Origin of the sequence: Pseudarthrobacter defluvii (genome assembly GCF_030816725.1) — a bacterium.
GTDB classification, from domain to species: Bacteria; Actinomycetota; Actinomycetes; order Actinomycetales; family Micrococcaceae; genus Arthrobacter; species Arthrobacter defluvii_A.
In genome coordinates this window covers 3,324,342-3,335,720 of the sequence record NZ_JAUSYG010000001.1, presented here as the reverse complement: position 1 = coordinate 3,335,720, position 11,379 = coordinate 3,324,342, and the positions used below count along the sequence as shown (strand labels likewise).

Below are 11,379 nucleotides of genomic sequence, written 5' to 3'. Positions count from 1 at the left end.
TATGCTTCGCTTGCTTATCGTGGGGCAATATCAGGCGGCGTGGTCTTGGCAACATCTACGGGCGGACTGGAGTGCATGCCTGGGGCAGAACGGGCGCCGGGCTGCTCCCGGGTGGGCCGGTGCCGGCAGTGCACGCAGGTCTGGTCTCGCCGGTGCCGATGAGCGTAGGCTCTGGTTCACCATGACCGAGCAGCAGCCCTATGAATTGGTCCGGCGCTATCCGCATTTCGAACTGCGGAGGTATCCGGACTTCGCCGTGGCCGAAGTGACCGTGACAGCGGACTTCGACCGCGCAGGAAACGCCGCCTTCCGCCATCTCTTCAACTACATCAGCGGCAACAACGCTGCCCGGGAGAAGCTGGCCATGACAGCCCCCGTGCTCCAGGAGCAGGCGCCGCAGAAGCTGGCCATGACCGCCCCGGTGCTCCAAAGCGGTCCGCTGCCCGGCACCGGAGGACCTGCCGAATTCACGGTGGCCTTCGTGCTTCCGGCAGGCGTCACCGCTGAAACCGCACCGGTGCCCACAGATCCCAAGGTCAGGGTGCGCGCCGTGCCGGGCTCCCTTGCCGCAGTGCTGGGTTTTTCCGGCCGCGGCTCCGCCCACGCATTTGAAAAGCGCAACAACGGACTGCAGGCTGCACTCACGCTGGCTGGCCTGACACCGGTGGGCCCGCCCCGGTTCGCCCGCTTCGATCCTCCGTTCAAACCGTGGTTCCTCCGGCACAACGAACTCGTCCAGGACGTGCGGGAACCTGCGCCGGGGGACGCTGCTCGGGGCGCCTGAGTCCAGCCAACTACCAAACACCGCCTCACCCTTAGCGGGTTCCCTGCGGACGCCCGCTCACCTTTGGCGGGTTTCCTGCGGACGCCGGCTCACCCTTGGTGGTTCTTTCCCTGACGCGCTCCCGGTCCGATACTTTCCTTGGCCCGCCGAAAAGTCGCAGCCCAGCAGCGTCCACCACGGCAGCCCGTCTACCCGAATGAAGCGCGGGGACGCCTGGTGGCTCCCCTCATGGCCAGAACAGCACGAAAAATAGTCTCCTCCCACTTCCCTTACCCCTGTTGTTATTGCTGAAACTTTACGATAGTTTCTCTGTGTGATGCAGGTCGCATTAACGGGGAGCCCGCGGCCATATGCCTAGCAAAGGACAATGATGACCAGCGAGCACAGCTCCAGCACTTCCGAGCACCGATTAAGGCGCTTGCATGATCGGCTCGGCGGAATCGCATACGGCGGTGACTACAACCCCGAGCAGTGGCCCCGCGAGGTGTGGGACGAGGACGTGCGTCTCATGCAGGAAGCCGGGGTCAACCTGGTCACGCTGGCCGTCTTCTCCTGGAGCAGGCTTGAGACAGCTGACGGGGACTATGACTTTGGCTGGCTGGACGAGATCATGGACCTGCTGCACGCGAACGGCATCGGCGTGGACCTGGCCACTCCGGACGCCGTCCCGCCGGCCTGGCTGATCGCCCAGCACCCGGACATCCTTCCGGTTCTGGCCGACGGCAGTACTTTCGGATTCGGATCCCGCCAGCACTTCGACGTTTCGCATCCCGCCTACCCGGAAAAGTCCCTGGCCATGGCTGAAAAGATGGGGGAGCGCTACGCGGCGCATCCGGCCCTGTGCATGTGGCACGTTAACAACGAATACGGCCCGGTCTCCTATGGCCCGCACGCCGACCGGGCCTTCCGGGCCTGGCTGCAGGAGAAATACGGCGACCTGGAAAACCTGAACCAGGCCTGGAGCACCGACGTCTGGGGCCAGCGCTACTCCGACTGGTCCCAGGTGAACGCCCCCGCCCAGCCCCGCACCTGGTCAAACCCCTCCCGCCGCCTGGACTACCACCGCTTCACCTCCGACAGCATGCTTGCCCACTTCAAGGCTGAGCGGGACATCCTGCGCCGGCACACCCCGGACCTGCCCATCGTCACCAATTTCATGCGCTTCTACAAGAACAATGACTACTGGGCATGGGCAGCGGAAGAGGATGCGGCGGCCCTGGACATCTATCCGGATCCCCGGGAAGAAGACGCGCATGTGGCCGCGGCCCTGAACTTCGACCTGATGCGCTCGCTGCGCCGGGGCCGGCCGTGGCTCGTAATGGAACAGGCCACGGGCGCCGTGAGCCAGTGGTCCGTCAACGTCTCCAAGCTCCCCGGCAAGATGCGGCTGGGTTCCTACCAGGCCATCGCCCAGGGCGCGGACTCCATCCTGTTCTTCCAATGGCGCCAGGCCAAGGGCGGCACCGAACGCTTCCATTCCGGCATGGTCAACCACGCTGGACCCAACACCCGCGTATTCAGGGAGGTCTCCGAGCTGGGCCGGGAGCTGAAGGGCCTGGCCGGCATCACCGGCACCCGTGCCAGCGCCAGGGTGGCCATGGTCTTCGACTGGGACTGCTGGTGGTCCCTGGAACTGGGAAACTCGCCGCGGTCTGACCTGAACTACCCGCAGGAGGTCCTTCGCCTGTACAGGCCCTTCTTCGACGCAAACATCCCCCTGGACTTCGTGGACACCAAGGCCGATCTCAGCAAGTACAGCCTGGTGGTCCTGCCCGCCACCTATCTCCTGACCGACCAGGCAGCGCAGAACATCGAAGACTATGTAGCTGGCGGCGGCCGCCTGGTGGCCAGCTACCTGTCGGGCATCGTGGACCAGGACAACACCATCCGGCTGGGCGGCTACCCCGGCGCCCTGCGCAACGTGTTGGGCGCGTGGAGTGAGGAAATGCACCCAATCGCCGGAGAGGACGAAGCGGTGAAGCTGACAACGGCCGACGGCGGCACAGCTTCCGCGGATTACTGGACCGAGCACCTGCACACCACCACGGCAGAAGTGCTGGCGAGCTACTCGTCCGGACGGCTGGCGGGCGGCCCGGCCGTAACCCGCAACACCTTCGGCAGCGGGACCGCCACTTACTTGTCCGCCCGGGTGGACGGCACCTACCTGGCGGAACTGCTTGCCGCTGAACGGACTGCTGCGGGGATCCACCCGGAACTGGACGCCCCGCTGGGGGTGCAGGTCCGCCGTCGTACGGGCAACGGACGCAGCTACCTGCTGGTCCTGAACCACAACGATGCCCCCGCCAGGGTGGACGTAGGAGCGGGCGGAAGGGACAGCATCACGGGGCTGGCCGTCGCTGGCGACGCAGAGCTGACCGCCAACGGCGTCCTGGTCATCGAAGAATCACCCGCAGAGACCGGCCGGTAGGAGGCAGTCATGGCCATGAGATTGGAAGTACCCCCGGAGTCGGTCCCCAGGGACACGGAGGCGGGAGCCCAAAAACCCCGGAACAAACCAGGCGGCTGGAAGCTGGCCATCAAACGGGACTGGCGGCTGTACACGCTGGTGCTGCTTCCGCTGGCCTACTTCGGGGTGTTCCGGTACCTCCCAATGGCCGGCAACGTGATCGCGTTCCGGCAGTTCCAGCCCGGCGGCAACATATTCGGCGAGAAATGGGTGGGCCTGAAGTACGTCACCCTGTTCATCAACGATCCCAGCTTCTGGCAGGCCTTCCAGAACACCGTCATCCTGGGCGTCCTGACATTGCTGTTCTGCTTCCCGATGCCCATCATCTTTGCTTTGCTGCTGAACGAACTGCGTTCGGAGAAGTTCAAGAAGCTCATTCAGACGGTGACGTACCTGCCGCACTTCATGTCCGTGGTGATCATCGCGGGCATGATCCTGCAGAACTTCTCCATGACGGGCACCGTGAACCAGATCGCCAACACGGTGTTCGGCACCACGGTGAACTTCACCCAGGACGCTGCCTGGTTCAGGCCCATGTACATCAGCTCCGAGGTGTGGCAGACCATGGGCTGGGGCGCCATCCTCTACCTGGCGGCACTAACCCGCGTGGACGAGTCGCTGTATGAGGCGGCCCGGATCGACGGGGCCAACCGCTGGCAACAGACCTGGCACGTCACGCTGCCGGCCATCCGACCCACCATCATTACGCTGCTGATCCTGAATATCGGCACCTTCATGGCGGTGGGGTTCGAGAAGATCCTCCTTATCTACAACCCGCTCAACTACGCCACCTCCGACGTCATCTCCACCTACCTCTACCGGGTGGGTCTGGAATCCAGCAACTTCAGCTACGCGGCCGCAATCGGGATGTTCGAATCCGTCATCGGGCTCACGCTGATCCTCTCCGCGAACGGCATATCCAAGCGCCTCGCAGGAACGAGCCTGTGGTGAAAGGGACGATCGTGAAAGGGACAGCGGTGAAAGAAGCAGCCATGAAGGACCGGGTCCTCAGCCGGCCGGGCAGGAAGAACGGCGTGAAGGAGACGGGGGTCCTGCTCAAGGACATGAGGGTCTCACGCGGGATGCGGGTGTTCCGGGTGGCCAACCTGGTGTTCCTGCTGGTTGTGGTGTTCCTGACCCTGTACCCGTTCCTGAACATCCTGGCCCAAAGCTTTTCGAGCGAAGGCTTCATCAACGCGGGGCAGGTCAACCTGTTCCCGATGGGTTTCAATATCGAAACCTACAAGTTGATCCTCGCGGATTCGACGTTCTGGCGTAACTACGGCAATACGGTCCTCTATACCGTAGTGGCCACGGCCATCTCCATGGTGCTCACTACGTCATTCGCCTACGCCATCGCCAAGAAGGACCTGAAGGGCCGCAGCGTCTTCATCGGCATCGCCGTGTTCACCATGTTCTTCAACGGCGGCCTGATCCCCAACTACGTGCTCATCAGCTCGCTGGGCCTCCGGAACACCCTCTGGGCCGTGGTACTGCCGAACGCCATCAGCGTGTTCAACCTGCTGATCATGAAGTCATTCTTCGAGAACATGCCGCGGGAACTTGAGGAGGCGGCCGCCATCGACGGCCTCAGCCAATACGGGGTGCTGTTCAAGGTGGTCCTGCCGCTAAGCAAGGCCATTGTGGCCACCATGGTGCTCTTCTACGCGGTGGCCAACTGGAACTCCTGGTTCCAGGCGTTCCTCTACCTGGACAAGCCGGAACTGTTCCCGGTGACCATCTACCTGCGCAACATGATCGCCGGCGTCACCACCGCGGGCTCGGCCGGCGGCACAGCCGAAAACATGGGCCAGATCGCCGCGAACATCCAATCCGTGACCATCGTCCTCACCGTCATTCCCATCCTGTGCGTCTACCCGTTCGTCCAGAAGTACTTCTTTTCGGGCGTCATGCTCGGCTCCGTCAAGGAATAACCCATGAAAGGAACACCCATGATCCGCAGACGAGACTTCCTCGGCCTGTCAGCGCTCGCAGCCTTCGGCCTGGTGATGGCCGGATGTGACTCCGATTCCGAAAGCAAGGTGGACACCGCCAAGGCCCGCAACGGCGCCATGGACAGCTTTGGGGTGGGGGACACCTTCAAGGCGACGACGCCGCTGAGCTTCACCTTCCTTTTCAGCGACCAGCCCACCTATCCCATCAAGAAGGACTGGCTGCTGTTCACCAAGATGGCCAGCGACAACAACGTCACCCTGGAAACAACCGTGGTGCCGTTCAGCGATTACGAGCAGAAGCGCAGCCTGCTCATCAGCTCCGGCAAGGCGCCGGAGATCATCGCCAAAACTTACCCCGGCCAGGAGAGCGCCTACGTGTCCTCCGGCGCCGTCCTGCCCGTCAGTGACTACGTGGACCTGATGCCGCACTACCAGGACAAGGTCAAGAAGTGGAAGCTGGAACCCGAAATCGCCGGCCTCACCCAGGCGGATGGCAAGTACTACGTCCTCCCCGGTCTGCACGAGGAACTGTGGCCTGACTACACCCTGGCGTTCCGCACCGATGTGCTGGAGAAGGACGGCATCGCCGAACCCAAGACCTGGGACGAGTTCCGCGAGGTGCTGCGCAAGCTCAAGAAAAACCACCCGGACGTGGTCCCTTTCTCCGACCGCTTCAACGGCAACAGTGTGCTCAACATTGCCGGCACCGCCTTCGGCACGGTTGCCGGCTGGGGCCTGGTGGACGGGCTGACCTTTGACGAAAACAAGAAGGAGTTCACCTTCGGCTCCGCCTCCAGCCAGTTCAAGGACCTGGTGACCTACTTCAACTCCCTGGTCTCCGAGGGCCTGATGGACCCGGAAAGCTTCACGCAGACCGACGATGCGGCCATTCAGAAGTTCACCTCCGGGAAGTCGTTCGTAATCAGCGCCAACTCGCAGAACATCATCACCTACCGCACGTCCATGGAGCAGTCGCTGGGCAAGGGCAACTTCGCGGTCCGCAAGATCACGGTCCCCGGCGGCCCCGCCGGTGACATCATCGGCGGTTCCCGGCTGGAGAACGGCATCATGCTCAACTCGTCCGTCAAGGACAAGGACAGCTTCGTGGCACTGATGCAGTACATCGACTGGCTGTTCTACAGCGACCAGGGCCAGGAGTTCGCCAAGTGGGGCGTTCAGGGCACCACGTACAACAAGGAGGGCGGCAAGCGGGTCCTGGCCAAGGACATCAACTTCCAGGGCCTGAACCCGGCCGGCACCAAGGACCTGCGCGTGGACTACGGATTCTCCGGCGGCAACTTCGCCTATGGCGGCACCACGGACCTGTTGCAGTCCACCTTCAACGAGGAGGAGCTGGCGTTCCAGAAGGCCATGAAGAGCAAGAAGCCGCGCCCGGTGTCACCGCCGGTGCCGTTCAGCGACACCGACCGTGAACAGGCCACGCTGACGCTCACCCCGCTCAAGGACCACGTCAAGCAGAACACGCTCAAGTTCATCACCGGCCAGCGGCCCCTCTCCGAGTTCGACGCCTACGTCAAGGAGCTGGACAGCAAGGGCATGGGCAAATACGTAGAGTTGGCCAACAAGGCGTACAAGGCGTACGCGGACAAGAAGTAGAACGTACGACGGCGGCAGCGGGCCTTCCGCCGTGACCGAAAGGCAGTTGGTGGTTCAGAAGAAGGCGGAGTACGGTGCCGGCCCCCTGTTCAGGGCGGCCGGCACCATCGCCGGCGTGATGACAGGCTCTGCACTCCTGGTCCTGGCCAACATCCTGCTGCTGCCGGCCCTGCTTGCAGGGCCGGCAGCCGGTATCTGGCTGGTTCCGGTAGCGCTGGTTCCCGCCGGCCCGGCACTGGTGGCGTGCATGTATGCGTTCAACCGCCTGCTGGCCGGCCACGACAGCGGCGTGTACAAGGACTTCGTCCGGAGCTACCGGCTGAACTTCGTTCCTGCGCTGAAGGTCTGGACGCCCTGCCTGCTCGTCCTGGCCGTGATCGCGGTCAATCTGGCCGGGCTGCCAGCCGCCCTGAACCCTTCGAGTCCGGCAGCACCGGCCGTCCGCTTGGCGCTGCTGGTCCTGGCCCTGCTGGTGCTCACCACGGCCGTGCACGCCTTGCTGCTGCTATCCCGTTTCTCGTTCCGGACGCGCGACCTGTACCGGCTGTCCCTCTACAGCTTCAGTGCCCGGAAGCGGGTTTCATTGGGCAACGTGGGCATCCTGTTCGTGACCGCCACCCTGCTGCTGGCAACCACCGCGTACCTGCTGCCGGTCATCGCAGGCGCCGTGGTGTTCCTGGTGTGCCTGAACTCCCGGCCGCTGCTGCGCCTGGTGGAGGAGAAGTTCACCACCGCATAGGCGTGGATTCGCCCCAACCTACGGGGTCACGGTCACGGGCGTCAGCATCTCCCGGTCGAACCCCACCACCCGCCGATCACCATGCAGCATGACCTCGTGGGTGTGGACGTCGGCAGTGCTGGAGGTGGCCACATGCAGTTTCACCAGCCCCGGCGTGACAACCCGCTTCAGGTCCAGGCCCGTAAATGAGGTCCGGTCCGCGTGCACCGTGAACTCCACCTGAGCCGAGGCTCCGGCAGCGAGTTCCACCCGTGCGTAGCCAATCAGCTCGCGGACGGGGCGCACCACCTCTCCTACCGGGTCCTCCAGGTACAGCTGCACCACTTCGGCGCCTTCGACTGCACCAGTGTTGGTGACGGTGCAGGCCACGGTGACAGAGTCCGACGTGGACATGGCCGACCGGCTCGCCGCGTGGCCGGAGAAGCCGAACGACGTGTAGGACAGGCCATGGCCAAAGCTGAAAAGCGGCGAGGGGTCCAGGGCGCTGACACCGGTGGGACCCGCAAGGCGGCTGTGCAGGTAGGTTCCCGGCTGGCCGCCGGACGTGCGCGGAACGGAGACCGGCAGCTTTCCGGACGGATTCGCCGCCCCCGACAACACATCCCAGAGTGCTTCCGCGCCCTCCTCGCCCGGGAAGAATCCCTGCACGATCGCTGCGGCCCCGCTCAGCGAAGTCGCCCAGTGCGTAGGGCCGGCCGCTGAGGACCACCACGACGGCGCAGGTCCCGGCGTCCTTTGCGGCGGCCAGCACCCGGTCCAGCATGCGGTGCTGGTCACCCGGCAGCTGAAGATCGGCTGCGTCGTTGCCCTCGCCGGATGTGCCGCGGCCAAACAGCCCGGCGTTGTCGCCGACCACAATGACGCAGGTCTCAACGGATGCGGCGATGGCGCAAGCATCCGCGATTTCTTCCTCGGTGATGGCCTCGCAGGTTCCGGTGGCTGCGCTGCGCACGGATCCGTAACGCCGGGCAGCCGCGGCGGACACCGTGGGAACACTGATGCCCATGGGAACGTCCGGGTGGGAGGCACCCACGTGCGCGTCGAAGGAGTAGCAGCCCAGCATGGCGAACGGATCCTCCGCCAGCGGCCCCACCACGCCCAGTGACGCCCGGGCCGCAGCAGGCAGCGGCAGGCCGGGCCCGCCGTCGTGCTTCCTGTTCGTCAGCAACACCAGGGACTGCGCGGCGATTTCCCGGGCCAGCGCCCTGTTGGCCGCAGGGTCCAGATCGACGGTGCCGGCGGCCAGGACCGGGGGAGCGGGGTCGAAACCTGGCGAAAGCAGCCCCGCTTCCTGCTTTTGCCGCAGCACCCGGCGCAGGGCGGTGTCCACCAGGGATTCGGACACTGCGCCGGAGCGGACGCGTTCCAGCAGCGGCTGGCCGTAGCAGTTGACGGTGGGCAGTTCCACGTCCACTCCTGCAGCCAGTGCCAGTGCAGCGGCCTCGCCGGAATCGGCAGCGACGCCATGGGTCACGTCGAGGAAGGCGACACCGAAGTAGTCCGCCACCACGGTGCCTGCGAAGCCCCACTGGTCGCGCAGCAGCGAGGTGAGCAGGGCACGGTTGGCGGCCGCGGGAACGCCATCGGTGTCCGTATAGGCGTGCATGACCGACCGGGCGCCGCCGTGCTTCAGCGCCAGCTCGAACGGGGGCAGCATGACATCGGCCAACTCGCGCGGACCCATGGACACCGGGGCGTGGTTCCGCCCGGCGCGTGAGGCCGAATAGCCTACGAAGTGCTTGAGGGTGGCAACGATCCCGGAAGCCTCCAGTCCCGAGACGTAGGCGCCGGCTACCGTTCCCACCAGGTACGGGTCCTCGCCAATGGTTTCTTCCACGCGGCCCCAGCGGAGGTCGCGCACCACGTCGAGGACCGGGGCCAGGCCCTGATGGACCCCCAGCGCACGCATCTGGTCACCGATGAGGCCTGCCATCCGGCGCACCAACGTGGGGTTGAACGTGGCGCCCCAGGCAAGCGGCACGGGAAAGGCGGTGGCCTTCCAGGCGGCCAGCCCGGCGAGGCATTCCTCATGAACCTGGGCCGGAATGCTGAAGCGGGAAGCTGCCATGATCTGCTTCTGGGCAGCGGCAAGCCGGCGGGCTCCCTCAAGCGGTTCCAGCGGAACGGTGCCATACATGCGCGTGATCTGGCCAAGGCCGGAGGCAATGACATCCTCCCAGGACCGCCCGTCACCGGCCATCTCGTTCTGCAGAGGCGCCACAGAGTCCCCGTCGGTGGAGGCGTTGACCCAGACGCCCACCAGCTGTGCCAGCTTCTCCTCCAGCGTCATCTGCTGCACCAGCTCATCAACGGACGGGCGCCCGACGGCGGGATCCGGCTGGCCATTTCCAGCAGAGGAGGCATGGACTTGGTTTTCGGCGGCACCGCTGGTCACGGGCGTCTCCTAGGATCGAAAGAAGTTTCTAAGAAACTATCAGAAACTTATGTTTTGTTTCTAGGGTAAAAGCATTGACTCAGCATGAACTCGATTCCTAGGGTTGAAGCGGAGGCGAGACGTTTGCACGGGCAGTGGGACGCGAAATCTTCGGGTGGAGTCTGGAAAGTTTCCAAGCACGGTACTGACCGGGGCATCCAACAGGCCGCGGCGAAGGCAGCACGGTGCTCCTGTCTGCCGGCCTCACTGCTACTTATTTCACTGCAACGACGGAGAGAACATGCGGACGTACAGAGTGGCCATCGTGGGAACCGGCGGTATTGCGGCGGTCCATGCGGAAAGCCTGGCCAGGACCGGAGGCAGGGCCCAGCTCGTGGCGGCCTGCGACGTGGACCAGGGCAGGCTGGATGCCTTCGCCGGGAAGCATGACATCCCCGGCACCTACCTCACTCTGGCGGAGCTCCTGGCCGAGGCAAAACCTGACATCGTGCATCTCTGCACGCCGCCCATGTTCCACATCGACCAGGCCATCGAATGTCTGGAGGCAGGGGTCCATGTGCTCTCCGAGAAGCCCCCGGCACTCAGCCTGGCGGACTTCGACCGGCTTGAAGCGGCGCAGGCCAAGGCCGGCGCCCAGTTCTCCTGCGTGTTCCAGCACCGCTTCGGAGACGCGTCCGCCGCGGCAAAGCAGCTGATCGGCGGGTCCGACTTCGGCCGGCCGCTGGTGGCACGGTGCGACACCCTCTGGTACCGGCCGGACAGTTACTGGGACCTGCCCTGGCGCGGCACCTGGAACGCCGAGGGCGGTGGTCCCACCATGGGCCACGGCATCCACCAGTTCGATCTGCTCCTGTACCTGATGGGCCCCTGGGAGGAAGTGACCGCCGTTGCCGGGCGGCAGGCGCGGGCCACGTCGACTGAGGACCTGTCGGCCGCGCTGGTCCGGTTCCGCAACGGTGCCGTGGCAACCATGATCAATTCGCTGCTTTCGCCACGGGAAACCTCGGATATCCGCATCGACTGCGAGTTCGCCTCCGTTGAATTGAGCCACCTTTACGGCTACAGCACGGACAACTGGACCGTCACGGGGGCTCCCGGCCACGAAGGTGCGGTGGCTGCAGCGTGGAATGGCCAGCCCCTGGAGCGCGGCAGCGGCCATGCGGCCCAGTTCCTGGCCATGTATGACGCGCTCGACGCCGGCGGGCCGCTTCCGGCCGACGCAGACTCCGCGCGGCAAACCCTTGAACTCGCTGCCGCCATTTACGCCTCAGCCTTTACCGGGCAGCCGGTACGCCGAGGCCAGATCGTTCCAGGCCACCCGTTCTACGGCGGCATGGACGGCGACGGCCTGGGCACGCGCGTCCTGGACGCCACGGCCCTGGACCGGACCGCCGTCGACACCGCCGTTTGATTCCCACCTTC

General features: G+C 64.8%; 7 protein-coding genes and 1 pseudogene. 7 read left to right on the top strand and 1 reads right to left on the bottom strand.

The annotated features are described in order from the left end of the window. Positions 1 to 181: 181 nt before the first annotated feature. From QF031_RS15540 to QF031_RS15515, 6 genes are all read left to right on the top strand, one after another. Positions 182 to 784: an SOUL family heme-binding protein gene (locus QF031_RS15540; RefSeq protein ID WP_307430019.1), complete on the top strand. Its 603-nt coding sequence runs from the start codon at positions 182 to 184 to the stop codon at positions 782 to 784. A 370-nt stretch (positions 785 to 1,154) separates the two neighbouring features. Beyond that, positions 1,155 to 3,212, top strand: a complete 2,058-nt coding sequence (locus QF031_RS15535; protein ID WP_307430016.1) for a beta-galactosidase — start codon at positions 1,155 to 1,157, stop codon at positions 3,210 to 3,212. A gap of 9 nt (positions 3,213 to 3,221) precedes the next feature. Next, positions 3,222 to 4,202: an ABC transporter permease gene (locus QF031_RS15530; protein WP_307430012.1), complete on the top strand. Its 981-nt coding sequence runs from the start codon at positions 3,222 to 3,224 to the stop codon at positions 4,200 to 4,202. A 113-nt stretch (positions 4,203 to 4,315) separates the two neighbouring features. Next, entirely contained in the window at positions 4,316 to 5,185 is an 870-nt protein-coding gene (locus QF031_RS15525) for a carbohydrate ABC transporter permease (RefSeq protein ID WP_307433403.1), read from the top strand. 3 nt (positions 5,186 to 5,188) lie between these two features. Then, positions 5,189 to 6,823, top strand: a complete 1,635-nt coding sequence (locus QF031_RS15520) for an ABC transporter substrate-binding protein (RefSeq protein WP_307430009.1) — start codon at positions 5,189 to 5,191, stop codon at positions 6,821 to 6,823. Positions 6,824 to 6,854: 31 nt separating this feature from the next. Further along, positions 6,855 to 7,562, top strand: coding sequence for a DUF624 domain-containing protein (locus QF031_RS15515; RefSeq protein WP_307430006.1), 708 nt, complete (start codon positions 6,855 to 6,857; stop codon positions 7,560 to 7,562). 18 nt (positions 7,563 to 7,580) lie between these two features. Here the strand turns inward: QF031_RS15515 and QF031_RS15505 are convergent. Then, a pseudogene (locus QF031_RS15505) lies at positions 7,581 to 9,957 on the bottom strand (glycoside hydrolase family 3 N-terminal domain-containing protein). Between the two features lie 280 nt (positions 9,958 to 10,237). On the opposite strand from QF031_RS15505, the gene QF031_RS15500 reads away from it, so the two are divergent. Beyond that, entirely contained in the window at positions 10,238 to 11,368 is a 1,131-nt protein-coding gene (locus QF031_RS15500) for a Gfo/Idh/MocA family protein (protein WP_307430003.1), read from the top strand. The last annotated feature ends 11 nt before the right edge of the window (positions 11,369 to 11,379 follow it).

Bases quoted from the DNA above. Each gene is read 5' to 3' on its own strand.
- QF031_RS15540 (WP_307430019.1), top strand. From the start codon at position 182: ATGACCGAGCAGCAGCCCTATGAATTGGTCCGGCGCTATCCGCATTTC.
- QF031_RS15535 (WP_307430016.1), top strand. From the start codon at position 1,155: ATGACCAGCGAGCACAGCTCCAGCACTTCCGAGCACCGATTAAGGCGC.
- QF031_RS15530 (WP_307430012.1), top strand. From the start codon at position 3,222: ATGGCCATGAGATTGGAAGTACCCCCGGAGTCGGTCCCCAGGGACACG.
- QF031_RS15525 (WP_307433403.1), top strand. From the start codon at position 4,316: ATGAGGGTCTCACGCGGGATGCGGGTGTTCCGGGTGGCCAACCTGGTG.
- QF031_RS15520 (WP_307430009.1), top strand. From the start codon at position 5,189: ATGAAAGGAACACCCATGATCCGCAGACGAGACTTCCTCGGCCTGTCA.
- QF031_RS15500 (WP_307430003.1), top strand. From the start codon at position 10,238: ATGCGGACGTACAGAGTGGCCATCGTGGGAACCGGCGGTATTGCGGCG.